Genomic DNA, 25,823 nt, shown 5'->3' with positions numbered 1-25,823 from the left:
CCATGCAAAGCAGGCAGGAAGCAGATAAACGGGCATTGCTGGTGTTGTTAAGTATAAATGCTTATTTTGTCGCTGCAAACTATTTTATACTTATGCACCCGAAAATACTTATCAGCGCCTGCGCTGTCCTTTTGTCTCTACCGGGCTTTGCCCAGGTAGACCCGACCTGGCCAACGGTTTTCAAGAACATCAACACCGAAGTACAGACAAACTCCAAAGCATATAGTACGCTGAAAGATGCGACTAAAACCATCGGCCATCGCCTGACCGGCTCGGAGAACGGCAAACAAGCGGAGGAATATACTTATAACCTACTCAAATCCTATGGTTTTGCGGATGTGCATTACCAGCCTTTTGAGGTAGAAAGCTGGCGCCGCGGCGACCTGGAAGTGGAGATTGGGCCGGATGCAAAGCATTTGGCAAGTATAAAATCCGTTTCGCTGGCGCACTCGCCGGTGAAGGCTGACGTAACGGCAGCGTTGGAAGATATGGGCAACGGCCTGGAAGCCGACTACGAAGCCAGGCCTGATGCGGTGAAAGGGAAAATTGCGCTGGTTTACCTGGGTGTGCTGCCCGGCTCGCCGGAAGGCACCAGCACACTGCACCGCTCCGAAAAAACAGCGATTGCCATCAAGCACGGCGCCAAAGGAATCATCATCATTAATACGGTAGAGGGCGGCACGCTACTGACGGGCACTGCCTCCGTAACAGGCAAACTCATACCGATACCGGCGGTGTGCATCGGCAAGGAAGACGGCCTGAAGCTGAAGGAGCAGTTAAAAGTAATTCCCCTGAAGGCGCATATTGCCACGAACAACTTTTCGGGTATGATAAAAGCCCGCAACGTGATTGCCACCCTCCCCGATAAATCGCTGCCGGACGAGAAAATCGTAGTAGGCGGCCACCTCGACGGCTCCTTTTCGGTGACCTAGCTTCTACTCCCGGTATTGCACCTTATCATTGGTTTTAAGCCATCCAAAAGGATGCACCATGTCACTGTGGGCTGGCTCACGTGATTCTTCAACAAACCTGCTGTTGCGCTGAGGCTTATCGCTGTGCTGGCACCCTCTGCCTGGGGAGCGCTTGGCAAGCTGGAGACAGGCTTTCTGCCCGACCTGGATGAAGGTACTATGTACTTGATTGTTATATGCCTTCGGGCACCTCGCTACAGGAGACAGACCGTATTTTACGGGAGGTAGAGAAGATCGTGCTCGTGCACCCTGACGTAGAGATATATAGCCGCAGAACCGGCATCAAAATGTCTTTCCAGACCGTGCCCCAGAACTTTGGAGGCTACTCCATTCAGCATACAGGTAGGGCAAATACAGGACGGGGAGCAAATGCGCCGCATCCTGATGTGGTTCGCCGACTTCCGTGAAAACGACCTGGAGCGTATCAAACACCAGCCAATCTTTCTGCCGGACGGCACCACCCGCGCGCTATCCTTTTTCAGCGATGTAACGGTTGCGCCCGGGGAGGCTGAACAGAGAAGGGAAGATCTTAGGCCCGTCGTAGTGCTGACGGCCCGACTAAATAACCGCGACTTGGGCAGCGCTATAAGTGAAATTCAACAACAACTCACCCAAAAACTAAACCTGCCAAAAGGTTACACTATTGCCTACGGAGGTGCTTATGCTCAGCAGCAGTCATTCCATGAGCTGTTACTCGTGTTGATGATGGCCTCCCTGTTTGTGTTTGGTGTGTTCATGTTCCTCTTCAAAGAGTGGCTGCTATCTTTGCTGCTGCTTTTCATATCGGTCATGGGTATCAGCGGCTCGGTGATCGCCTTGTACCTCACGGGCATACCGCTCAACGTGAGCAGCTATACGGGCATCATCATGATTGTGGGCATACTGGCGGAGAACGCCATTTTCACGGTCAACGAGTACCGGTTTAACATAAAAAACGGAGGAGAGGTGGACCAGGCCGTTTTACCATATTTTTGATCAAGCCCTTGTACTCTATATTTGGCCATACGAGCGTCTCAGTCTCCGGAGTGATAGTTCTTGAAGATGCGACGGATAATGTTGCAACTGTTCTGTCCACTACCAGGGACAAGGCAGGCTTTTCCTTTTTAGAAGTCAAGCCAGCCAGGAAAGGGTCCTTATAATTAAGTAACAAACCGAAGGTATCCGGCGCAATAGCAGTTTGGCTGTATGGCACTGGTGCCCGATCAGAAGTATAACTTTCATCTGTAGAAGCGTCCAGCGACTGCATTATCCGGTAAACAACTATTCCCCACACGCTTAAAGCCAAGGGCAGAAGAATATGTAATAACTTCTTGCTTTTCATCTTACAATGAACTTGCGCATGTCAGGCAGTTTGCTCTTATTGCCGGCCCGGTCATAAGACTTAACACCCAATAATATTCCCCCGGCTCAAGAGACAGTCCTGAAGTTAAGGTAAAGGAGGCACTGGAAATGTTTTTCGGGAAGCTGCTCACTAGACTAGCCTGATCAGCCAGGTGCAGAAATAGGCTGCCGCCAGCCACATCTTCTGCGTTGCGACGCCATTTCAAGTCTACCGGCCAGGTAAAAATTGTCTTGTCGGCCCTTGGAAAAAGGAGTGCAGGAGCGTCCGGGGCTTCAAAGTCTGTAGAAAAAACCGAAATAGAGGAAGTTACCGCTCCCGTGGAGTTCAAGGCACGCACGCGCCACTCATATGTCCCGTCTTCCCTTGGCAATGTCCGCTCTACTTGAAGTAGTATAAACAACAGTATCAGTCCTTACAGGGGAGAGTATCTCAAGAATATACTTATCAGCCAGTTGTACAGTGCCCCATGAAAACTGTACTCTCTGGCGGTTCGTATAGGCGTTCTTTGTGGGGCTGGACAGGCGGACTTCAGCCCCCGACAGGTTTGACGCTGGATCGACAAGAAAGAGCCGGGAAGAGAAGCCTGTCTCACAGCCTGCATTTAAGGCCTGCACTTGCCAATCATAACTGTCTGGCGGCAGCGGCAGCAAAGTCCCGGAACTTGTCGTATCGATATAAAGGTGCAAAGGCCTGCTTAGGGAAAGAGAGGCTATTTGCAACCGATAAGAACTCGCGCCTCCTGCTTCTTCCCAACGAAACATAACATCTGCCCTGCTCACGATGGAGCTGTCGGCGGGTAACACAAACTGAACCTGTTCTTTCGTGATATCCCGCTCCAGAATATCATCACAGGATGTGAGGCACCAGCTGCAGCATTAACCTTTGCGTAACATGGCGGCCCAATGCTTAACTGTAGCATAACCAGGAGGTAAATATGCCTTAAAACGCGTGCTCTACTTTTGCAGCGAGACTAAACAACAGTAGAGCAATGAAATTACTTTTCACGTTTCTCACCATTATAACCACAACCGTTTCCGGGTCTGCCCAGCAAGGTATACTTAAAGGCAGGGTAACTGATAAAATCTCCGGAGAAGGTATCATCGGGGCAGTGGTATTTATAAAAGGCACCTCCAGTGGTACCACCACGGATTATGAAGGCAACTATACTTTGCCATTGGCACCGGGCACTTACACGGTGTCGGTTACATTCGTTTCTTATAAGCCTTACCAAAACGCTGGTGTTGCTATAACCGGCGGCCAGACCACTACCATCAATGTGCCGCTGGCAGAAAATACCACCCAACTGCAGGCCGTAGAGATTGTGGGTACGCGCCACACCAACACGGATTTGGCGCTGATGCAAAGTATACGCGCCAGCGAAGTGGTGGTGAGCGGCATGGCTGCCGAGCAGATTGCCAAATCCATGGACCGCGATGCGGCGGCTGTGGTGCGTCGCATTCCGGGGGTAACCGTGATGAATGACAAGTATGTGGTGATAAGAGGGATGAACCAGCGTTACAACACGGTGCTGCTCAACGATGCCCTTGCGCCCAGCACTGAACCGGATGCCAGAGCCTTTTCTTTCGATATTCTGCCCACGAGTGTAATAGACCGCATCATGATTTACAAAAACGGCTCACCGGAGTTGCCGGGAGAATTTGGCGGCGGCATCATTAAGATATATACTAAGAGTGTGGTGGACGAAAACAGCACTTCTGTCAGCTTGTCCGGCTCTTACCGCGCGGGCACTACCTTCAAAAAAGACTTCTTTACTTCGGAGCGCAGCAAAACAGACTTCCTTGGCTTCGACAGTGGCGACCGTTCGCTGCCAGGCGGTTTCCCGGCCAGAGTAAATGCCGCCAGCAATCCGGACGGGTCGGAGAACCGGGGCCGCAGGCTGCCCAACACCTGGGCTCCCGGAAGTATAACGGCCATGCCTGACCTGCGCTTTTCGCTGGGCCTGACCCGCCGCTTCGACTTAGGCGATGTGCGGTTGAGCCACATTTCTGCCGCTTCCTATACCAGCACCAACACCTATACCAAAGGCTCCAGAGATGCTTACGGCGCCTACAGACCGGAGACAGGCGCAAGGCCGGAGTATAAGTTTATGGACGATATTTATACCCAAAGTGCCCGTGTAGGTCTCATTCATAACTGGACCGCCCGCCTGAATAACAACAATAAACTGGAGTTCCGGAACCTGTTTAACCAGCTGGGTAGCAGCGAAGTGCTGATGCGTAGCGGAACAGATTATGACAACCAGGAGGAAGTAAAAAACTATGCATTGCGCTACGAGAGCCGCACTATTTATACCAGCCAGCTGCAGGGCACTCATGATCTGAGCGATGGCAACACCACCCTTACCTGGACGGGCGGCTATGCCTACACCAACCGCAACGAGCCAGATTACCGCCGCTTCCGGACCACCCGCAACCTCGGTTCTGAGGCGCCTTTTATGCTTACCTATAAAAATACGCCAAGCTTAAACGATGCCGGCCGCTATTACGCTAAGCTGAACGAAAACACCTTTACGCTGAATGGGCAGGCCGAGCACCGCTTCAGCACCGCAGACTCAGCGGCTGAAAACGCGCCCAAGCTTCGGGTAGGTTTTTATGCGGAGCGCAAGAACCGTGATTTCAGTGCCCGCTTCTTCTCTTATCGCCCTGCCAACTCAGAGGAGTTCGATAACAGCCTGCTGACACAGCCTTTTGACCAGGTGTTTGCCCCGCAGAATATCAACGCCACCACAGGCTGGGAACTGGTGGAAGACTATAATCCGCAGAACGACTACAAGGCCTACAACACCTTGCTGGCAGGTTATGTGGGAGGCGTAATGCCGCTAACGGCTAAGCTGTCGGTATCTGGGGGCGTGCGCGTGGAGCACAACAACCAGGAGCTGAAGTCAACGAACTTCGATGGCACCGCGCTTAACCGCTCCAATATTGTGTTGAGCGTGCTGCCGTCTGCCAACTTCACTTATGAATTTAACAAGCGTAGTATGGTGCGTGCCGGTGCAAGTATGAGCGTGAACCGCCCGGAATTCCGCGAGCTGGCGCCCTTCGTGTATTATGATTTCGTGAACCTGCTGGAGGTAAGCGGCAATCCTGATCTACAGACAGCCACCATCTACAACACCGATATGCGCTACGAATTTTACCCGAATCCCACGGAAATCCTGTCGCTGGGCGTGTTTTACAAATACTTCAGCAAGCCTATCGAAACCGTGTTTGAAAATACCAGCGGCGGCAACAGCATTACTTCCGAAAATGCCCGCTATGCCACCAGCTATGGCGTAGAGGCAGAAATAAAGAAATCGCTGCTCGATTTATCAGAATCCAGATTGGTGCAGAACCTGTCGTTGGTGCTGAACGCCGCCCTGGTGGACAGCAAAGTGCAGTTGAGCGATAGAGCCGCCGCCAGCCAGGACCAGCTCCGCGTGATGCAGGGGCAGTCGCCTTACGTGGTAAACGCGGGGGTTTATTACCAAGATGAGGATGCCAAGCTACAGTTCAGCCTGCTCTACAACGTGGTGGGCCAGCGCATCTTCGCAGTGGGCAATAACCTGCGCCAGACGGTGTACGAGCTGCCTAAGAACGTGATTGACCTGTCTGTGACCAAAGGTTTCGGGAATTTTGAGCTTAAAGCGGGTATCCAGGACATCCTCAACCAGCAGACACGCCTGATGCTGGACCTGGACCGCGATGGCAGGATTACGGGGGTGGATAAATCCTTCCGCAAGTTCCGCAAAGGCCAGTACAGCACGATTGGCCTTACCTATAAATTCTAAATCAGACAAACAACTCAAATTTAAAATCTAAAAAAAGTATGAAAAAGCTATTGAATTTTATATTGGTGGCCTTTGTAGTTAGCCTTGCTGCCTGTAACAACGATGATGACAGCAATACGCCGGCGCCTGCAGGTATAGCGTTTACAACGGCACAGTCTAATGGAATGACGGTGGTATCCGGCTCTACAGAAGAAGACTTTACCATGACGGCCGATAAAAAATATTTGCTGAGCGGGTTCGTGTCTGTAAAAGACGGCGCCACGCTAACCATAGAGCCGGGCACCGTAATCATGGGTGATAAAGACTCTAAGGGGACTCTGATTATTGAGCGTGGGGGTAAGATTATGGCCAATGGTACTGCTGCCAAACCTATCGTTTTCACTTCGGCACAACCGGCAGGCCAGCGCAGGCCGGGCGACTGGGGCGGTGTGATTATACTTGGCAAAGCGCCTGTAAACCTGGGCGCCAACGCCAAAATTGAAGGCGGTGTAGACCGCGAGTACGGCGGCGCCGACGCAAACGACAATTCAGGTTCTTTAAAGTATGTACGCATCGAGTTTCCGGGCATCGCTTTTCAGCCGGATAACGAAATTAATGGCCTGACACTGGGCGGCGTAGGCGCTGGTACAACTATCGACTATGTGCAGGTTTCGTACAGCGGCGACGACTCTTTTGAATGGTTCGGCGGCACGGTAAACGCCAAACACCTGATTGCCTACAGCACCGTGGACGATATGTTTGATACCGACAACGGATACTCCGGCAAACTACAGTTCCTGGTAGGTATCTCTAACCCAACCTTAGCCGACGTTTCCGACTCTAACGGTTTTGAATCTGACAACGACTCGAAAGGAACGGACGCTACGCCACAAACTTCTGCCGTTTTTTCTAACGTGAGTTTATTTGGTCCGCGTGCCACTGACTTGACTACTTTTAATGCGCAATTCGGTCGTGGCCTGCACATCCGCCGTAACAGCGCTTTGCAAATTTACAATTCTGTAGTTGCCGGATGGCCAACAGGTTTGCTTTTAGATGGCGCTGCCTCGCAGGCAAATGCTACTGCTGATAAGCTGAAAATACAAAATACCATTATAGCTGGCGTGCCTGAAGGCAAAGCGCTGACAGTAGAAGAAGGAAGCACATATGATGTGGCTACCTGGTTCAATGCTTCAGGTAAAGGAAACACTGTAGTAGTTGACAACGCGATGCTGGGCATCGGTGGTGTGTTCTTCTCTACCGGCAGACCCGACTTCACGACGGCATCACAGCTACAGGCAGGTGCCAACTTTACCGGCCTGGATAGCTTCTTTACACCCGTAGACTACATCGGTGCATTTGGTACAGAAGACTGGACCAACGGCTGGACCAACTTCTCTCCAAACGACACCACGTACTAAGACTTTAAAGAAATTGGTTGCACATGTATGGGTGAGAAACATTCGTTGCAACTAACAGCGGTGCGGCTTGGTCTCCCGCGCTGCGCAGAACCCGCCTGCTGGCGGGTTTCCTGTTTTGTGGCAGTTTATACTTAACGGCAAGCATATGTATCAGTAAGTAGACAAAATCGGCAGAGATTATACTTATCCCAGGTTATCCTGAAAGAGCCCTGGGCAAGGGGGTACGACTATTCGTCTGTTCTCTACACAAGCCTCTATTAGCGATATAGCTACTTCAAGCTTTCAGCTTGGAGTATAAATGGGTTTCCAACTTACAAGGCTGCTATATAGCCCTGCTTGAGGTGCAATGTAATCTTGCTTAATCTTATGTAAAGGAACGATTAAGAATATTTGCAGAAAGCCGGAATCCTTAACCTTTCTTTAAGATGCACTTAACCAGAGAGTAGCCCCTGCGCCATAGCTTTGTGCTGAACTAAAAAGCAAGGCTATGGGTTTAAAATCTACTATAGTTAACAGCATACCTTTCGTGACTCTCTTTGGCATCCTGTTGCTATGTTGCTTAGTGCATTGGCACAGTCGCAAACGGTGCAGGGTAGCGTGACAGATGGACAAGGGGAACTATTGCCCGGCGTTACGGTACTCCTGAAAGGAACATCTACCGGCACATCTACAAACGCCGACGGCACCTATGTACACCCAGATACAAATAGATAATCTTTCATAAGCGAAGCAGGAACACAGATGATGCTCCTTTATTATAAGTGCGTCTCTCCTTCCTCATATCCTGGGCCCTCCAGCTGTATGGTGGAATGTGATATTTTGAAGTTGCCGGAAACAGCGCTATTTATCTGCTTCAGCAGCTCGTTATAAGATAAGGTCTCCACACTGTCAGCTATCACCACATGGGTACTCATGGCATTAACGCCGGAGGTGAGCGACCATACATGCAAGTCATGTACATCCTCGACCCCTTTTAACCCTTTAATACAATTGCGCAGCTCTTCCACGTTTACGTCTGCGGGCGTGCCTTCCAGTAAAACACCCATCGCATCTTTAAGCAAGATCCAAGTTCGGGGCAGTATGAACAAACCGATGCCAGCCGAAACTATCGGGTCAGCATAATACCAGCCCGTTGTCCACATGATGATGGCGGCGATAATAACGCCTATGGAAGTCAGCATATCTGATAAGACCTCGAAGTAGGCCCCTTTCATGTTCAGGCTTTCCCCTGATCCCTTGCGAAGGATAAACATCCCGATCAGGTTTACCACAAGCCCTATACCGGCTACCACCACCACGGACTTGCCTGCAACTTCCGGGGGATTCATGAACCGGAGGTACGCCTCATAGAGGATGTAAATCGAGATGCCGATCAATACGACTGCATTGGTGAGCGCGGCCAGAATCTCAGCCCGGTAGTACCCGTAGGTCCGCTGGGGAGTGGCTTGTTTTTCTGCCAGCCTGATAGCAATTAACGCCAGCACGAGCCCGCCAGCATCCGTGAGCATGTGCCCGGCATCAGCCAGCAGTGCCAGGCTGTTGGTAAGGAGCCCGCCTATTACTTCGGCTATCAGGTAGAGGAATGTGAGTGAAAGCACCCAGATCAACCGCTTTTTGTTTTGACTGCCCGGAGAGACAGCATGTCCGTGTGATGCCATACGTTATCTTGCTTTAGGGTTACGCTGTTTCGTATAATACGCTGCTTTAGTATAAGTTGTAGGAGGCAGCTTATTGCTTTCTTTAATTTTCAATCCAGGCTTTGGCTGCTTCTTTTTCGGCTAAGTCAAAGTAGTTAATGGCTGCGGAAGTAAATGGCTTCATAAATTGCGTCATCCAGTCCTGCCATTCTTTATCGCCTACCATAGCGATTCTTTCATAATCGCTGGCATGTTTCAAATCCACTTTCAGGTCTTCCCATAAGCCCTTGGCATCCCAGCCTGAAAAATTCTCCATCTCAAAATACCATCTTACTTTCTGGTCCCTATCAAGAATGTTGTGAATCAAGGGATGGATTTTCTCTATATCGTGTTCACTTAATTTTCCTTCGGCCTTTGTGGCGATGATATTGTTGCGGGTAAAATCCAGTATTTGTAGCATCGTAAATTTCTTTTAAAGATTTCTAAGTTCCATTTCTGCTTTGGTGATGCCCCTTTCAAGGGCCTCCTCTTTTGTGCATCTCTCCTCTTGGTAAAATTCTTCCGCATGTTGTATGGCCAGCTTCCGCACATGCTCGTCCAGCACATTCAATCGCTGCTGATGGTCCTCAAAAAGGGCTTCCAGGTAAGTGGAAAAAAGTTGCAGGTCTATAGTAATATGCTCGGTATCCATATCTTTGAACACCTCACAAATCTTTTCTTTCAAGGCGCTTTGCTCCGGAGCATTCAGGTCTTTTATTTTGACATGGGCGGTTACCACTTTGTCTTTATCTGTAAGCCCCCATATATGGAAGTGATTCACCCGCTCGACGCCAGCAATGCACAGTATTTTCTGCTTTAGCAGGGCTACATTCACGCCCTCTGGCACCCTTTGCAGGAATATCTTCACAACAGCAACCAGTTTAACGGATACTGCTATCAGCACGGCCAGGTTGATGACGATTGCCAGTATGGGGTCAAGAATGGGAATATCCACAAATAATAGAATAATACTGACGACCAACACAGCAAACCAGCCTATTGCGTCTTCCAGTAAGTGGATAATTAACACTTTGCTGTTGAGCGACGCACCGGACTTTAGTTTCCAGGCGCCTATCCCATTCAAAACTATACCGAGTACGCCTATTCCGATCATCCACTTTACATCGGGCATCTCCGGATTCATGATGCGCCGGATACTCTCGTAAAAGATATACACCGCGCCCAGCATCAGCACGATGACGTTGATAAAAGCGCTTAGCAAAGAGAAGCGCTTGTAGCCATAGGTATACCGCTCGTTACTTGCTTCATTTTCTGATTTGCGCTCAAAGTACCAGCCCAGCCCCAGTGAAAGGCTATCGGCAAAATCATGCAGAGAGTCTGCGAGAATGGCTATACTGCCGGAAATCAACCCTCCGATGAGTTCAAGCACCGTGAAAGAGAGGTTGAGGAAAAAAGCGACTTTGATGTTGTTGCTTTTGTTTTCTTGTGCCATAAGCTAAGTTTTAGATACTATTGTCTTTATTCACCGGCTCAGTCAAACTTCATCCGCTGAATGCGCACGGCATTCAGGATTGCCAGAAAGGCCACGCCCACATCGGCAAACACAGCCTCCCACATCGTGGCCACACCCCAGGCGCCAAGTATAAGCACGATGGCTTTGACGGCAAAGGCCAGCGTGATGTTCTGCCACACAATTTGCCTGGTCTTTTTCCCGATGCGGATGGCGGTGGCTATTTTAGCGGGATGATCGGTCTGTATCACCACGTCTGCCGTCTCGATGGCCGCGTCGGAGCCTAAGCCGCCCATCGCCATACCCACATCCGCCAGCGTGATAACGGGCGCGTCGTTGATGCCGTCGCCTACAAAAGCCACCGTATTGCCCTTTGCTTTTAGCTTTTCTACCTTACTTACCTTGTCCTGTGGCAGCAGCCCGCCATAGGCTTCATCTAACTGTAGTTCTTTTGCCACCTGCTGCACAATGGAATCTTTATCACCTGAGAGCATCACCAGCTTTTTCACCCCCAATTCCCGCATCCGCTTCACGGCTAGCGGCGCGTCCTCTTTTATTTTATCAGCGATGGTGATATACCCTGCATAAGCTCCATCCACGGCTACCAGCACGATGGTTTCCACAATGTCCTTTAGACTTGGATCATAAGGTATATGATACTTATCAAGCAACCTGGCGTTGCCCACGAGCAGTTGCCTGCCGTCTACTTCGCCCTTCAGCCCATGCCCTGAAAGCTCTTCCACGTTCGTGGCTGTATACTTTTGAGTGGTCGCTGCCGCCACAATCGCCTGCGCAATGGGGTGGGTGGATTGGCTCTCGATGGCGGCAACCGCCGCTAAAAACCAACTTTTATCCGGCAGCGTCGTCTTTACTTGCTGTACTTTAAACACGCCTTCCGTCAGCGTTCCTGTCTTGTCCATCACCACCGTATCTACCTGCGTCATCAGGTCCAGGAAGTTAGAGCCTTTAAACAGCAGACCATTCCGCGAAGCGGCGCCAATGCCGCCGAAGTAGCCCAGCGGAATAGAGATGACCAGCGCGCACGGGCAGGAGATGACCAGAAAGATAAGCGCCCGGTACAGCCACTGGTTGAAATCGTAAGCCTCCACAAAGAAGTATGGGATAAAGGTGAGCCCCACAGCCAGAAAGAAAACGATGGGCGTGTATACTTTGGCAAAGCGAGTAATGAACTGCTGCGTTTTGGCCTTGCGGCTACCAGCCTCCTCCACCAGCCGCAGGATTTTAGACAGAGCGCTGTTCTCGTAAGCAGCGGTTACTTTGAGTTCAATCACGCGGTCGAGGTTAATCATACCGGCCAGCACCGTTTCGCCCTTCTTTTTGGTATCGGGCTTCGACTCGCCTGTGAGGGCAGCCGTGTTGAAGGAAGAGCGGTCGGATAAAAGTTCCCCGTCCAGCGCTACTTTCTCGCCCGCCTTTATTTGTATCACACTCCCTACCTGCACCTCTTTCGCCTTCACAGTTGTTATACCCCTTTCCGTTATCAGATCTACTTCATCCGGCCTGTTGTCGATGAGGGCTTTGATGGAACGCCGCGAGCGCAGCACCGCCGCCTCCTGGAAATGCTCCCCAATCACGTAAAAAAGCATCACCGCCACGCCCTCGGCATACTCGCCGATATAGAAAGCGCCTAATGTAGCCATGCTCATCAGGAAGAATTCGTTGAAGAAACTGCCCCGCATGCTTTTGATGGCGTGCCATACTACCCGCCAGCCCACCAGCAAGTAGGCTATACCATACACAAGCAGCCGCACATAGCCCGTAAACCAAGGCACATCAAGGTAGTCGAGCAGGATGCCCGCCAGGAGCAGGAAAAGGCTGATGGCCGTAGGCACGTAAGAGGATTTTGCCTCCTCCTCCGCTTCTTCTTGTCCTTCGGCTCCTGCCTGTTTGGGTCTGCCGTCTGCCGAACAGCAGCTGTCTCCGACAGTCGGGCCGGGAGCCGCTGCTGTACGTGGAGAAGTGATCTCCAACGGCTTGAATTCCTCTTCTGCCTTTTTATTTTTTTTATTGTTCATCTTTTTGTATTTTACTGTTAGTTGGGTTGATCTAAGATGGTAATATTACCGGGCGCACCTGTCACAGATGCCTTTCACAATTAGGCTGATTTCCTATTTAACTCCCCGGGAGCAGCATAAACAACAAAAAACCGGCAAAGAAAGCGGCCGTAAGCAGCGGGGTTTGCTTGTTTTCGTGCGCTTCTATCAGCAGTTCCTCGGTTACAAGGAACAGCAGGGCCGCCAGTCCGAAGGACAGGATGACCTCCAGATAGGCATCTGATATACCGCTCAGCAAAGTCGCGCTCACCAAGGCACTGTCCAACACAAGGACCGACAGCCCGAGAATCGACAGTATTTTTATTTTACGAGAAGCTCCGGAGCTGCCTAAAGTAGTAGACGTGGCCATGCCCAGCGAAAGCAGCTCTACCGACAGCGCGACAGCCAGCAAAACGCCTGCCTCCTGACTGGTGGCAAACCCTATTCCCATTAAAACCCCGTCAATCAGCAGGTCTATGCCGATGATTACCATAAACGCGATGGGAAAGCCGCCGCTGGCTTCTTGTTCTTTTTTGGGTTCTAGGAAATACTGAATGGCCAGCATCAGCAGAACTCCCGTACCAAAGCCGATGACTATTTCAAGCGTATTATGCTTAGCCATAATATCTGGTAAAAGCTCTACGGCAACCACCGAGAAGATGACCCCGGCCGCAAAGTGCAGAATAGCGCCCTGAAGCTTTGCGCCCGGGGTCCTGATAATGGATAGGACGCCGCCTATCAGCAGCGCTGCTGCGGCGATCGAGGCATAAAGGATTACTTGCGAATAGTTTTCCATAATTTTGCATTTTACAGATGATGCTTTTCTTTGATTCTGCTAAACAGAGGGGGCATAAACAGCAAAGGCCGCCCAGCTTTCACCATAGCAGCTACTACTGTCTAGATGATCGCTGGCTTACCACCCTTTTATAGTATCCTAGTTCAGCAGGATGCACTCACTGGATTTTGCCGGGCTGAGAAGAACCTATGACTTAAGTAGCGCACCTGTCGCAGATGCCTTTCACAACCAGGCTGACTTCCTCTAACTGAAACCTGCTTGGCAGCTGTACATCCGGCACTTTTAATTTTGGCAGGCAGTAGGTTTCCTTGCAGGCGTTGCAGTAAAAATGCACATGCAGGTCTTGAGGCGCACATACACAGCCCTCCTCACAAAGCGCATACTTGGTTAGGCCCGTGCCATCAATCACCCGGTGTACCAATCCTTTTTCCTCAAAAGTCTTGAGGGTGCGGTACAGGGTAATGCGGTCTGCCTGCTCAAAAGTCGCTTCTATGTCCTTCAGGCTTATGGCCGTTAGCTGCCTGGTTAGTGTTTCCAGTACCAGCAGGCGCATGGCCGTAGGCCGGATGTGCCTCTGTTTCAATACTTCTTCCAGTTTCTCAAGCATGGTACTATTTTAAATTATGTCATACTTTCAGTAAACAAACAGGCAATCCTCACCTTCCTGGTCATCTCTCTCCCTGGGGGCACCAGGAAGATTAGCATGGAGATGACTGTTTAGAGCATACTCTTGCGCTTCTACTCCAACATTCTTTCAAAGTAATCCAAAGCCTCTCTTGCCTCCAGTTCCCGGGTGCCACTGCCTATGTGCACGAAAAAATGCGCCCGTTCGCCAATATGCACATATACAGGATAAGAGGACGGCTTCACCCTAATGTAACAAATATCCCTGCCCCCGATTTCATAGAAATCAATTTTTAACAAAGGGCAGCAGCCAGCGTCTAAGATGGTCGTCATCACCTGCATGATGTACTGGCGCAATCCCTCCCGGCCGGGCTTTTCCAGCGTCTGGTAATCTTTTTTCAGTCCTGCGGGGTTTCCATTATCATCTACGCCGATAAAGAGGTGTCCGCCATGCGTGTTCATAAACCCGGCAATTGTCCTGGCTACCGCCAATTCCACTATCTCATCGGGTTTATGTTCTTCCGGATTCCACCGCAGCGTTGGCAGGAATGTTACATACTGATTTTCACCCTGTTGAATCATGTCCATAATCAGGTTCCTGCTTTGTAGTTCGGATTGCAACTTTAACAAGTTCCTGCTGGTTCTCAACTTCACCATGAGGGCAGCCCCAAACAATCCGAAAAGAACCGCTTCAAAAAACTGATACCGATCTTTGAATAAAGAAATGCTTTTGTACGCATTGCCCAGATACATCAGCCATGCATCGTGTTTGCCACTTAAATTGTAAGCGTTGAACGAAGCTACAATCGGCTGGAAAATAAACACACCTCCCAGCACGCCAATCATTATCGCTGATATGATTGATTTCCTACTCATCTTTTATGGCTGTTGTCTTATGGCTGTTGAAAAAAGCAAGCTGTGCCAGCCACACAGCCCGCTGCTTTTTATCCTGCTTCTTATCTAAAGCACTTTCTTCCTTTGCCCGTACTCTGCTCATCCATATCATTTGCACTGCGGGCACCAACTGCCCTGGACTATCATATCGGGGGTAGTCATGAAGGAGTGTCCTTTCCGGCATTCCCATTGCAAGGCCACCTTGCAGTTGGTATAGGCATCTGAAAGACATTTCCCGCCTTTGGCTTTGGCCAACTCCTGCATCTTCTCCAGGCCCAGGGGCCGGTTATTGGCACATGCAGGGCACCAGCTCTTCCTCGTCTTTACGCTGAAAGGGGTAGCCTGCCATGTATGCCCTTTGCCACATTCCCACCAAAGCCTTGATTTACTGTTGACATAGGTGTCTGATAGGCATTTTCCACCTCTTTCATGCGCCAGGTGTTGCATCTCATGAAGCGCGATTTGCATCTTATCCCGGTTTTAATCAAAAGTCAAATCGCTTCATCGACTCTCCCGTCTTGATGCGGTAAGCGCTTTCAATTTCCGTCATGTAGATGATGCCGTCGCCAGGCTCCGGAGACCGGCCATTCTCGCTGATTAACTGCACAGCCTTTTCTGCTTCCTCGTTTTGGCAAACCAGCTCCACCTTCACGATTTTGCTGTCCGTAAAGCGGAAGTCGAGCGAAGGGAAGGCGTCTTTACGGTTGTAGGCCCCCGTGCCTTCCCCCTGCGAGAGGGTAACGCTCTCAAACCCGTTTTCCTGTAGCGCCTCCACTACCTTTTGAACCCTGGACGGTTTTACAAATGCTTTTATCTCTTTCATGGTGTTGAATCTTATCTATACTATAAATTTATACCTGTACCTATACTTAGCTTATGCTATCTGAGCCAATCTATTCTTTCGGGCCTTCCCAAACCATCAACTGCATAAAGACCTGGCCGCACTTACTTGTGCGGCCAGGTACGTTATTTGTTTTTAGTCAGCATGCTCCGTCTCTCCTTTGCCCATCTCCGAAAGCAGGTTGTAGGCGCCGTTGTAGGCTACCTGCGCACTGTCGGGCAAAGGCTGCGACAGCTTTATCTCTACCCATCCGTTATCGCTGGCACCTGTGATGACAGGAACCTGTTTGAAGACCCAGCTTTTGCCGCTTGCCTGGGCAGGTTCCGGAGCGGCTTTCTCTCCGGCGGCCGCGGTCGTTTCTGCGGCATGTTCTTCTCCGGCATCCGCCTCCCCTGTCTTCACAAAAATGAAAGCCTGGTCTCCATCCTGCACAACGGCTTCTTCCGGCAGGGCGAGGGTCGTCACCTCATCCACTGCCAAGCGGCCTTCAATGTACATGCCGGGAATGAGATTATCTGTTTTGCCGTCAATATCAGCATGCACATGCACTGCCTTGGGTTCCTCTTCAAAGGCTTTCCCTACGGCGTAGATAGTGGCGGTGTAACTCTGGTTGCCTGCATTAGCGACGGTAAAGCGTACTTTCTGGCCTTCTTTCACTTTAGCGATGTCCTTCTCAAACACCATGAAGTCGGCATGAAGCTGCGAGTTATCCACTATGGCAAACATCTGCTCCTGCGGCGATACGTACCCACCGGTCGTAACATTAACCTTCTTGACATATCCACTAATAGGTGAAACAACCGGAACCGATTGGTAGATTTTACCGGACAGAACGCTCTTCGTATTGAGGCCCAGTATATCAAGTTGGGACTTTAGGCCAGCCACCTGCGCCTTGGTAGCGGTAAAATTCGAGGTAGCTTCCTGAAGCGCTCTGCCGGAACCCACCTTCTGCTCATACAGCCGCTGCTGGCGCTGGTATTCCTGCTCCAGGTATTGCAGCCTGCCGGCTGCCTCCTGCAGGTCCACCTGCATCTGCACCAGGTCAGGGTGAGACAGCACGGCGAGGGTCTGGCCTTTGCGTACCTTGTCGCCCTCTACCACTTTTATACTTTGCACGTTGCCCCCAACGATGGCGCTTACATTAGCCTCGCTTTGGGGCGGCACCTCCAGCTCGCCCGTTACCTTTATAGCAGTAGACAGGTTTCTGTTCTGGAGCGTTCCCAGCTTAAGGCCCACGGCCTCCAGTTGCAGGGGAGACATACGCACGGTGCCTTCCTCATGCGCCTCTGCCGCTTCGTGGTTACCGGATGCCGCCGTGGCATCTTCATTCGGCCCGGCCTGGTTCCCGGCAGGCTCGCTTTCGTTGCTGCACGCGCTGAACGCAAGCGACAACAGACCCAGCAGGACGATTGATTTTATTTTATAATGCATTGTCATTTTATTTATTGATTAGATGATTGAAGAAAGTAGCCAAGGCGGGATTTTGCCTCCAGGTAATTGGCCAGGGCGTCCCTGGAATCCAGCTCCACCTGTATGGCGTCCCTGATATTCTGCAGGAAAGCGACATAGTCGATAGCCCCTTCCCGGTAGGCGATGATGGCCCCGTTGCGTTGCTGCACGGCCAGGGGCAGGGCTTCCTGCTGGTAATACTGCCAGGAGTTATACCACTTGCGGTATTCCTCCAGCAGGCTGCTATAGCTGGCCTGTAGCTCCAACTGTGTGCGGGACAGGTTCTGCCCGGCGATTTCGCGCTCAATCTTCGCCGACTGGGCACGGCCGCGCTCGGGCAGGAAAAACAATGGAATGTTTATACCTATCTGATAACTGTAAAACCCGCTCTGTCCGGCAATCTCCTGTGCCGCATACTGGCCGCTCAGGCTGGGCAGGAAATCGGACTTGGCCACGCGGTAGCGCGCATCGGCCACCTTCACCTGCTGGCGGGAATAATCCAGCAGCGGATGCCGCGACAGGGTGTCTGCCGGGTTAGGTATGGCTACTGTCAGCTGCTCCGGGTCAGTCATGGCCACGGTAAAAGGGGTGTCGCTCACCAGCCACAGGTTCAGTTGTTGCAGGGCTATTTGGTAGTTCCGATACGCCTGCTCTTTTTGCAGGGTGATTTGCCGGGCCTGGTTCGTAGACGCCAGGTACTCCAGGTTAGAGGTGGCCTCGGTTTCATACCTTATCCTGGCCGCACGGGCAAACTCCGTGAAAATAGAATCCAGCCTTTGATATAGCAGGTACCGGCTTTTGGCCGCATACGTGTTGCCCCAGGCAATGCTTACCTCCCGCGCCACCTGTAGCGTGGTCAGGTCCAGGGCCGCCTCCGACAGGGCGACCTGCTGCTTTTGAAGCTTCAGCCTGGGCGCTACGCCAAACACTTCTATGTTTTGCTGCTGCACGCCGATGCGGTTATAGATGCCATTGTTGCCGACAATGCCCTCGTTGCGGTTGCCTACCTCTTCCTTGCCGGTAAAAATTTGCGTGCTGCCCAGGTTCCAGGCTGTTTTCTTCAGGGCTTCCTGGCTCGCCACGTCCAGCTTGGCGGCTTTTACAGATGGATAACTGGCGATGGCTCTTTCGACAGCTTCCTCCATCGAGATAACGGGCAGGCTGTCTGAAGGCATTGCCGCCGTATTCTGTGCCTTCGCCATATTTGGAGCAAGAAGCAGCCCGAAAGCAAGTATAAACGGGATAAGAAACGAAGGAGCCATCGCCAACCTCGCTGAACCACCGCCCTTTCTGCCTGACCGGGACTCAACCAGGAAGTATAAAACAGGCACGACCAGCAAAGTCAGCAGCGTTGCCGTAATCAGCCCCCCAATAACGACGGTGGCCAGCGGCCGTTGCACCTCGGCCCCCGCAGAGGCAGAGAAAGCCATCGGGATAAAGCCCATGATGGCGGCTGTGGCCGTCAGCAGGATAGGGCGTATCCGTTCCTCCGTTCCCGTAAAGATGCGTTGCTTCAGGTCGGTGATGCCTTCCTCCTTCAGGCTGTTGAAGCGGCTGACCAGCACCAGCCCGTTCAGCACGGCTACCCCAAAAAGGACGATAAAGCCAACGCCGGCGGATATGCTGAAAGGCATTCCCCGAAGCGCCAGGGCAAACACCCCGCCGATGGCCGCCAGCGGCACCGCCATGTAAATCATAACCGACTGGGAAAGCGACTTCAGGGCAAAGTATAGCAGCACGAATATCAGCGCCAGCGCAATGGGCACCACGATTTGCAGGCGCGCCTTTGCCCGTTGCAGGTTCTCGAATGAACCGCCATAGGTGATGTAATACCCCGGCGGCAGGTCCAGCTGCGCGTCCAGCTTTTGCTGTATCTCCTCCACCATACTTTCCACGTCGCGACCCCGCACGTTCACGCCCACGTTTATCCTGCGGAAGGTGTTGTCCCGGGAAATCTGCATGGGACCCGGCTGGAAACTGATGTCGGCTACCTGCTGCAAGGGCACCTGCTCCCCGTTCGGCAAGTCGATGTACAGGTTCCTGAGGTCTTCAATGCTGCGCCTGTTCTCCTTAGAAAGGCGAACGACAATGTCAAAGCGCTTTTCCCCTTCAAACACCACCCCGGCCTCGCCCCCGGCGAAGGCAGTGCTGATATAATTGTTGAGTTTTTCGATGTTCAATCCATACTGTGCGATTTTTCCGCGGTCGAAGCGCACGGTCATCTGCGGCAACCCTGCGGTGGCTTCCAGGTTCACGTCGCCCGCGCCCGGCACGGACTGGATGATCTGCGCCATCTGCTCGGCTTTAGCGGCCAGCACTTTTAAGTCCTCCCCGTACAGCTTCACCGCCACGTCCTCCCGTACACCGCTGATGAGTTCGTTGAACCGCAACTCCACCGGCTGGCTGAATACGTAGTTGATGCCCGGCAGCACCGAGAGCTTCGCCTTTATCTTTTCAATCAGTTCTTCTTTGGAATCGGCGCTCACCCATTTTTTCTCATCCTTTTCCAGGATGATAAAGGTGTCGGCGATGTCCATTGGCATCGGGTCGGTGGGGATGGCTGACACCCCGATGCGGGCCACCATCGTCTTGACCTCCGGGAAATTCTCCAGCACAATCTTTTCCATCTTTTTGGATTGCTCGATGCTCTCAGACAGGGAGCTTCCCGGCCGCAGCAGCGCCTGCATGGCGATGTCGCCCTCGTCCAGGCTGGGTATAAACTCCCCGCCCATACGAGAGAACGTAAACCCCGCCCCGGCCAGCAGCACGACCGCTGTGATGATAACCAGCGCCTTGTGGTTTAATGACTTGCGAAGCACGGGAAGGTAGCCCCTGTTTATCCCGCCCATCAGCCGGTTGCTGACATGCGCCACTTTGTTTTCAACGCGGCTAAGCAGGTTCTTTTTGTTGTGAGAAGGCTTGAGAAACAAGGCGGCTGCCATCGGCACGTAGGTGAGGCATAGTATAATGGCCCCCAGCACGGCAAAGCCAAAGGTAAAGGCCATCGGCTGGAACATCTTGCCCTCCACGCCGGTCAGGAAGAGGATAGGCGCGAAAACTATCAGGATGATGATCTGCCCGAAAAACGCCGCGTTCATCATGGTGCTGCCCGAGTCGTAGGCAATCTCATCCATCTGTCGCTGCCCGAAATTCCCCTTGCCTTCCCTGACTTTCTTTTCTATCAGATGAATCGTGCCCTCCACAATAATCACGGCGCCGTCCACGATAATACCGAAGTCAATGGCTCCCAGGCTCATCAGATTGGCCGACACATTGAAGATGCGCATGAGGATAAACGCGAACAGCAAAGCCAGCGGGATCACCGAAGCGGTGATCAGGCCGCCCCGGAAGCTGCCCAGCAGCAGCACGAGCACAAATACCACGATTAACGCGCCCTCGGTCAGGTTTTTGGAAACAGTGCTGGTCGTGCGCGCTATCAGGTTGCTCTGGTCAATAAAAGGCTTGATCACCAATCCTTCCGGCAGCGACTTCTGCACCTCGGCCATACGCGCTTTCACCGCAGTAATCACTTTGTCCGGGCTCTCTCCCCGGAGCATGAGCACCATGCCGCCCACGGCCTCCCGCCCGTCCTGCGTGAAAGCGCCGTAGCGCACCTGGCTGCCAAATTGTACGGTATCAGTCACGTCTCTGATCAGGATCGGCGTGCCGTTCTCGTTTCTGACGACAATGTCGCGAATGTCATCCAGCGAGCGCACCAGGCCTTCTCCCCGGATAAAGTTGGCCATGTTGTTCCGCTCAATGTAAGCGCCCCCGGTGTTGACGTTGTTTTTTTCCAGCGCCTCGAACACCTCTGAAATGGACACATTCATCGAGTTGAGCTTGCCCGGGTCCAGCGCGACTTCATACTGCTTGATGTTGCCGCCAAAGGCGTTTACCTCCACCACGCCGGGCACCAGCGCCATCTGGCGTGCCACCAGCCAGTCCTGGATGGTGCGTAGTTCTGTGGGCGTGTACACGCTGTCATACCCTGGCTGCGGCTCAATCACATACTGGTATATCTCTCCCAGACCGGTGCTGATGGGGCCCATCGCAGGCGACCCGAACTGCTCCGGGATTTCGGCACTTACTTCACTGAGCTTTTCCTGCACCAGCTGCCGGGGCAGGTATGTGCCCATGTTCTCTTCGAACACGATGGTAACAACCGAAAGGCCGAAGCGGGACACGGAGCGTATTTCCTCCACCCCCGGCAGGTTAGCCATGGCCAGCTCCACGGGATAGGTAACAAACTGCTCGATATCCTGGGTAGACAGATTCTCGGAGACAGTGATGACCTGTACCTGGTTGTTGGTAATGTCGGGCACGGAACCCAGGTTGACGGTAGACATGGCCCAGACACCCGCGCCAATCCAGGCGACGACCATCAGGCCGATAAGGAGCTTGTTCCGGATGGAAAAAGCAATGATGCTATTTATCATACTTGATTATTTTATATGGATAGAGAAGAAATGATGTACTCTGGCTATGATAACTAAAGCAGCCAAGAGGGTTGCAACTGCTAACCCAATGATTTTTAGCAACTTTCGCCAGCTGTATATCTGTTTCTTCTGCTTGGTTTTCTTTCTGTTGTTAGCTTTGCTTTTATTTGGTTTTTTCAATTTCCGATCGACAAAATTTAAATTCAATCTGATTTTGTGTGATTTTTATTTCCTGATTTGGATGGAATGGATGGGGATAATAGGACATGCGCATACCGATGCCGGGTATGTACAAGCCTGTCCACAAAAAGAAAAGGAAAAGAATTAGGCTACCTTGGGTGGTTGCCAGATGGAATAGGAAAGAGAAGAAATGAAATTATTCCTGTATGAGGCTACCTCACGGCCTACCTCAGGCGAAGATGCGTCTTCAAGAACCGCTGCATTTTGTGGCTGGTAGTGAGTATGGCAGCAATGGCAGGCGCAGAATGGGGAACATCGGTCCGCACCGCTATCTTGATGGTCCTGGTGCAAACCAGCTACAGCCATTACCTGTCTTTCACTGCGCACCGCGCTTGCCTTGTCCGGGCATGGTTTCAGGGAAAGCGCCAGCAAAAGCAGACCCAATATGTAAAGTATAGACTTCATTCAGGGCAAAGGTACCTAATAAAAACATGCAATGCCATTGCATGTTCAGATACTACCATAGCGAGGCTTCTAAAACTGGCCTGTGCCATATCTTGTATGTTTTTTAATTTATTGATTTGAAATCCGAATATTAATCGTAATTTTACGATTATAAAAACAAGTATGGGCGCATCTAAAACAACAGCGTTTACACAAGCCGACGTAACAGTCGCCAAATATGCCAAGGCCCTGGCGCACCCCGCCCGCATCGCTATATTCCGCCTTTTGCTGGAGCGCCGGAGCTGCATCTGCGGCGATATAGTGGAGGAGCTGCCGCTGTCGCAGTCAACAGTGTCGCAGCACCTGAAAGAACTAAAAGCGGCAGGCTTGATAAAGGGCGATATCGAAGGCAAAAAAGTTTGCTACTGCATCGATGCGCAGGAATGGAAACAGGCACAGCAGGCACTGGCCGTACTGTTTGCCGGCGATGAACCCTGTCATACTTCCTGCTGTTAAATTTTTTTGTCATTATTCATCGCATTATTACGATGTAATTAAAGTATAGAACCAAAGTATAAACCTATGAACAACGCAGAAGATTTAAAGAAAATCGTTAAAGAAAAGTATAGCGAAATCGCACAGCAGCGCAGGGAGCAGAACGAGGCCTCCTGCTGTGGTGCCACGGGTTGCGGCACCGTAGACTATGCCATTTTCGCTGAAAATTACACTTCGCTGGAAGGCTACAGCCCGGAGGCCGATCTCGGCCTGGGCTGCGGCCTTCCCACGGAATTTGCCCAAATTAGGAAAGGCGACACCGTGGTAGATCTCGGCTCCGGCGCAGGCAACGACTGCTTGGTGGCCCGTGCCCTCGTCGGCGAAAGCGGCAAAGTGATTGGCGTGGATATGACGGAAGCCATGCTAACCAAAGCCCGTGAGAATGCCGACAAGCTTAATTTTAACAATGTAGAGTTCCGGCAAGGTGAAATCGAGGCGTTGCCCCTTGCGGCGAATCGCGCCGACGTGGTTATCAGCAATTGTGTGCTGAACCTTGTGCCGGACAAGCGCAAAGCTTTTGCCGAAACTTACCGCGTGCTAAAGCCGGGCGGCCATTTCAGCATTTCGGATGTGGTACTGGTGGGCGAGTTGCCGCAGGGCATCATCAAAGCGAGCGAGATGTATGCGGGCTGCGTTTCCGGCGCTATCCAGAAAGCGGAATACCTGCAGATTATACATGAGGCGGGCTTTGAAAATGTAACCATGCAGAAAGAAAAAGCCATACAAGTGCCGGACGAAATCCTGAGGGATTACCTGAATGAGAATGAAATTCAGAAATTCCGGGAGAGCAGCACGGGCATCTTCAGCATCAGCGTGTATGGCGACAAACCTTTGGAAGGCGCCACCTGCACGCCGGGCTCCGGCTGCTGCTAAAGTATAAGCCCCGCCCGCTTGCGGGGCTTATACTTTAGCTCAAATCTATTCTATACTTTATCTTAAATCATGGAACACTGCGCCCCTGCCTATAACCGTAAAAAGCTAGGCTTTCTGGATCGCTACCTCACGCTTTGGATTTTCCTGGCGATGCTGCTTGGCGTGGCCATCGGCTATTTTTGGCCCGAGAGCTCCGCCTACATCAACTCCTTTTCCAGTGGGTCTACCAATATTCCTATCGCCATCGGACTTATTCTGATGATGTACCCGCCGCTGGCAAAGGTAAATTACCGGCCTCTGCCAAAGGTCTTCCGGAATGTAAAGGTCATCACGCTCTCGCTGTTGCTGAACTGGGTAATAGGGCCACTGCTCATGTTTGGGCTAGCCATTGTTTTCCTGCGGGATTACCCGGCGTATATGACGGGCCTGATCCTAATTGGCCTGGCACGTTGCATTGCCATGGTGCTGGTCTGGAACGAGTTGGCGGACGGCAGCAGGGAATATGCTGCGGGCTTGGTAGCGCTGAACAGCATTTTCCAGGTGCTCCTGTACAGCTTTTATGCCTGGCTCTTCATCACCAAGCTCCCGCCGCTCCTGGGTTTTGAAGGGGCCATTGTGGATATCTCAGTGGCTACCGTGGCCGAAAGTGTCGCTGTATACCTGGGCATTCCCTTTATGGCAGGCATTGTGGGGCGGGTGTTGCTGATACGCATAAAAGGGCAGGAATGGTATGAGGCAAAGTTTATACCTGCCATCTCCCCCATCACACTTGTTGCGCTGCTGTTCACCATCGTGGTCATGTTCAGCCTAAAAGGCGAGTTAATTGTTTCGATACCGTTTGATGTGCTGCGCATCGCGGTGCCGCTGGTGATATACTTTGCCATCATGTTTCTGGTGAGTTTCTTTGTAGGCAAGGCGGTCGGGGCCAACTACGCGGAAAACGCTTCCGTAGCTTTCACGGCGTCGGGCAACAATTTCGAGCTGGCCATTGCGGTGGCCATTGCTGTTTTTGGCCTTAACTCCGGTCAGGCGTTTGCGGGCGTAGTGGGGCCGCTGGTCGAAGTTCCGGCCCTGATAGCCCTGGTCAACGTGGCTTTCTGGCTCCGGAAAAAGTGGTATAGCCCAAAACTTCCGGAACACGCGCCAGCAAATAAATAGCCAGACTATACTTCTTTCTCAGTTGTTAGCCGTCCATCTATTTCAAATAAATTTATCTTATCTATTCTAAAATCAGTCTTTATGAAAATTGCACTTTTTTCAGATATACACGCCAACCTGCCCGCGCTGGAAGCCATGTTTGCCGATATGGAAACCAGGGCCATAGATGCCACTTACTGCCTCGGCGACCTGGTAGGGTATAACATCTGGCCAAACGAAGTGATAAATGAAATACGCCGGAGAGGCATCCCGACCATAGCCGGAAACTATGATTACGGCATTGGCCGCACAAGCGATGAATGCGGCTGCGCGTACAAAACAGACGAGGACAAAACGATGGGCAAAGTTTCCATTTCTTATACTAATGAGCTGATGCAGCCGACGGAGCGGAATTACCTGCGCACGCTGCCTGCCCACATCAGGGTGGAATACCAGCTCAACAATGACCAGATGAACATGCTGTTGGTGCATGGCAGCCCACGTAAGATAAATGAGTATCTGTTCGAAGACAGGGAGGAGAAAAGCTTACTCCGGATTATGCAGCAAGCCAATGCAAACATTTTATGCTTTGGGCACACGCATAAGCCTTTTCACCGCATACTCGAGGAGGAAAAAGAAGGCATCATCCACTACCGGCATGCTATCAATATCGGCTCTGCCGGTAAGCCCAAGGACGGCGATACAAGAGGCTGCTACGCTATCCTGACCATTCAAGAAAATGCAAGTACAATCATACAAGAAAGCATAAAGGTTGAATTTGTGCGCTTTAAATATGATGTGGAGAAGGCTGCAAGAGCCGTGGAAGAAAGTCCCCTGCCAAACGCATACGCTGATATGCTGCGAAGGGCTTACTGAAATATGGACCCGGACGGCAG

Annotated in this window: 22 protein-coding genes; 10 read left to right on the top strand and 12 right to left on the bottom strand. The window is 51.6% G+C overall.

The window, feature by feature from the left end:
* The first annotated feature begins 2 nt into the window (after nucleotides 1-2).
* From I2I11_RS02905 to I2I11_RS02885, 5 genes are all read left to right on the top strand, one after another.
* Nucleotides 3-932, top strand: coding sequence for a PA domain-containing protein (locus I2I11_RS02905; protein WP_230679850.1), 930 nt, complete (start codon nucleotides 3-5; stop codon nucleotides 930-932).
* Between the two features lie 354 nt (nucleotides 933-1,286).
* The gene (locus I2I11_RS02900; RefSeq protein ID WP_196266490.1) at nucleotides 1,287-1,946 is read left to right on the top strand and encodes an efflux RND transporter permease subunit; all 660 of its coding nucleotides are present in this window, start codon (nucleotides 1,287-1,289) and stop codon (nucleotides 1,944-1,946) included.
* Nucleotides 1,947-3,301: 1,355 nt separating this feature from the next.
* Nucleotides 3,302-6,100, top strand: a complete 2,799-nt coding sequence (locus tag I2I11_RS02895; RefSeq protein WP_196266142.1) for a TonB-dependent receptor — start codon at nucleotides 3,302-3,304, stop codon at nucleotides 6,098-6,100.
* Nucleotides 6,101-6,138: 38 nt separating this feature from the next.
* Nucleotides 6,139-7,497, top strand: a complete 1,359-nt coding sequence (locus I2I11_RS02890) for a T9SS C-terminal target domain-containing protein (RefSeq protein ID WP_196266141.1) — start codon at nucleotides 6,139-6,141, stop codon at nucleotides 7,495-7,497.
* A 552-nt stretch (nucleotides 7,498-8,049) separates the two neighbouring features.
* Nucleotides 8,050-8,211, top strand: coding sequence for a carboxypeptidase-like regulatory domain-containing protein (locus I2I11_RS02885; RefSeq protein ID WP_196266140.1), 162 nt, complete (start codon nucleotides 8,050-8,052; stop codon nucleotides 8,209-8,211).
* A 41-nt stretch (nucleotides 8,212-8,252) separates the two neighbouring features.
* Here the strand turns inward: I2I11_RS02885 and I2I11_RS02880 are convergent, their stop codons facing one another.
* From I2I11_RS02880 to I2I11_RS02830, 11 genes are all read right to left on the bottom strand, one after another.
* On the bottom strand, nucleotides 8,253-9,155 hold the full coding sequence (locus tag I2I11_RS02880; protein ID WP_196266139.1) for a cation diffusion facilitator family transporter: 903 nt from the start codon (nucleotides 9,153-9,155) through the stop codon (nucleotides 8,253-8,255).
* 82 nt (nucleotides 9,156-9,237) lie between these two features.
* Nucleotides 9,238-9,594, bottom strand: a complete 357-nt coding sequence (locus I2I11_RS02875) for a SpoIIAA family protein (RefSeq protein ID WP_196266138.1) — start codon at nucleotides 9,592-9,594, stop codon at nucleotides 9,238-9,240.
* A 12-nt stretch (nucleotides 9,595-9,606) separates the two neighbouring features.
* Entirely contained in the window at nucleotides 9,607-10,626 is a 1,020-nt protein-coding gene (locus tag I2I11_RS02870) for a cation diffusion facilitator family transporter (RefSeq protein ID WP_196266137.1), read from the bottom strand.
* A 38-nt stretch (nucleotides 10,627-10,664) separates the two neighbouring features.
* Nucleotides 10,665-12,680 (bottom strand): heavy metal translocating P-type ATPase, encoded by a 2,016-nt coding sequence (locus I2I11_RS02865; protein WP_196266136.1) that lies wholly within the window; start codon nucleotides 12,678-12,680, stop codon nucleotides 10,665-10,667.
* A 97-nt stretch (nucleotides 12,681-12,777) separates the two neighbouring features.
* Nucleotides 12,778-13,494: a ZIP family metal transporter gene (locus tag I2I11_RS02860; RefSeq protein ID WP_196266135.1), complete on the bottom strand. Its 717-nt coding sequence runs from the start codon at nucleotides 13,492-13,494 to the stop codon at nucleotides 12,778-12,780.
* Nucleotides 13,495-13,687: 193 nt separating this feature from the next.
* Nucleotides 13,688-14,101, bottom strand: a complete 414-nt coding sequence (locus I2I11_RS02855) for a Fur family transcriptional regulator (RefSeq protein ID WP_196266134.1) — start codon at nucleotides 14,099-14,101, stop codon at nucleotides 13,688-13,690.
* A 131-nt stretch (nucleotides 14,102-14,232) separates the two neighbouring features.
* Complete coding sequence (locus I2I11_RS02850; protein WP_196266133.1) at nucleotides 14,233-14,994, bottom strand: AlbA family DNA-binding domain-containing protein; 762 nt, start codon at nucleotides 14,992-14,994, stop codon at nucleotides 14,233-14,235.
* Nucleotides 14,995-15,120: 126 nt separating this feature from the next.
* The gene (locus I2I11_RS02845) at nucleotides 15,121-15,480 is read right to left on the bottom strand and encodes a zinc-ribbon domain-containing protein (protein WP_196266132.1); all 360 of its coding nucleotides are present in this window, start codon (nucleotides 15,478-15,480) and stop codon (nucleotides 15,121-15,123) included.
* Nucleotides 15,481-15,496: 16 nt separating this feature from the next.
* Nucleotides 15,497-15,835 (bottom strand): P-II family nitrogen regulator, encoded by a 339-nt coding sequence (locus I2I11_RS02840; RefSeq protein WP_196266131.1) that lies wholly within the window; start codon nucleotides 15,833-15,835, stop codon nucleotides 15,497-15,499.
* Nucleotides 15,836-15,988: 153 nt separating this feature from the next.
* Complete coding sequence (locus tag I2I11_RS02835) at nucleotides 15,989-17,290, bottom strand: efflux RND transporter periplasmic adaptor subunit (RefSeq protein ID WP_230679849.1); 1,302 nt, start codon at nucleotides 17,288-17,290, stop codon at nucleotides 15,989-15,991.
* Between the two features lie 5 nt (nucleotides 17,291-17,295).
* Nucleotides 17,296-21,738, bottom strand: coding sequence for a CusA/CzcA family heavy metal efflux RND transporter (locus I2I11_RS02830; protein WP_196266130.1), 4,443 nt, complete (start codon nucleotides 21,736-21,738; stop codon nucleotides 17,296-17,298).
* 46 nt (nucleotides 21,739-21,784) lie between these two features.
* Between I2I11_RS02830 and I2I11_RS02825 the strand changes: the two genes are divergently transcribed.
* A complete protein-coding gene (locus I2I11_RS02825) occupies nucleotides 21,785-22,066 on the top strand; it encodes a hypothetical protein (RefSeq protein WP_196266129.1) in 282 nt (93 codons plus the stop codon).
* On the opposite strand, the gene I2I11_RS21525 is transcribed toward I2I11_RS02825, so the two are convergent.
* Nucleotides 22,063-22,383 (bottom strand): DUF6660 family protein, encoded by a 321-nt coding sequence (locus I2I11_RS21525; protein ID WP_370582906.1) that lies wholly within the window; start codon nucleotides 22,381-22,383, stop codon nucleotides 22,063-22,065. The two genes, I2I11_RS02825 and I2I11_RS21525, sit on opposite strands and share 4 nt — an antisense overlap.
* A gap of 162 nt (nucleotides 22,384-22,545) precedes the next feature.
* On the opposite strand from I2I11_RS21525, the gene I2I11_RS02820 reads away from it, so the two are divergent.
* The 4 genes from I2I11_RS02820 to I2I11_RS02805 all read left to right on the top strand — a co-directional run bounded on the left by I2I11_RS02820 (nucleotide 22,546) and on the right by I2I11_RS02805 (nucleotide 25,803).
* Nucleotides 22,546-22,878, top strand: coding sequence for an ArsR/SmtB family transcription factor (locus I2I11_RS02820; protein ID WP_196266128.1), 333 nt, complete (start codon nucleotides 22,546-22,548; stop codon nucleotides 22,876-22,878).
* A gap of 66 nt (nucleotides 22,879-22,944) precedes the next feature.
* Nucleotides 22,945-23,790, top strand: coding sequence for an arsenite methyltransferase (locus tag I2I11_RS02815; RefSeq protein WP_196266127.1), 846 nt, complete (start codon nucleotides 22,945-22,947; stop codon nucleotides 23,788-23,790).
* A gap of 69 nt (nucleotides 23,791-23,859) precedes the next feature.
* Entirely contained in the window at nucleotides 23,860-24,948 is a 1,089-nt protein-coding gene (gene arsB, locus I2I11_RS02810; protein WP_196266126.1) for an ACR3 family arsenite efflux transporter, read from the top strand.
* An 81-nt stretch (nucleotides 24,949-25,029) separates the two neighbouring features.
* Nucleotides 25,030-25,803, top strand: a complete 774-nt coding sequence (locus tag I2I11_RS02805) for a metallophosphoesterase family protein (protein ID WP_196266125.1) — start codon at nucleotides 25,030-25,032, stop codon at nucleotides 25,801-25,803.
* The last annotated feature ends 20 nt before the right edge of the window (nucleotides 25,804-25,823 follow it).

Origin of the sequence: Pontibacter rufus (assembly GCF_015694705.1) — a bacterium.
GTDB lineage: Bacteria > Bacteroidota > Bacteroidia > Cytophagales > Hymenobacteraceae > Pontibacter > Pontibacter rufus.
Note: the sequence above shows the minus strand (reverse complement) of the source record. Positions and strands in the feature narration are given on the sequence as shown.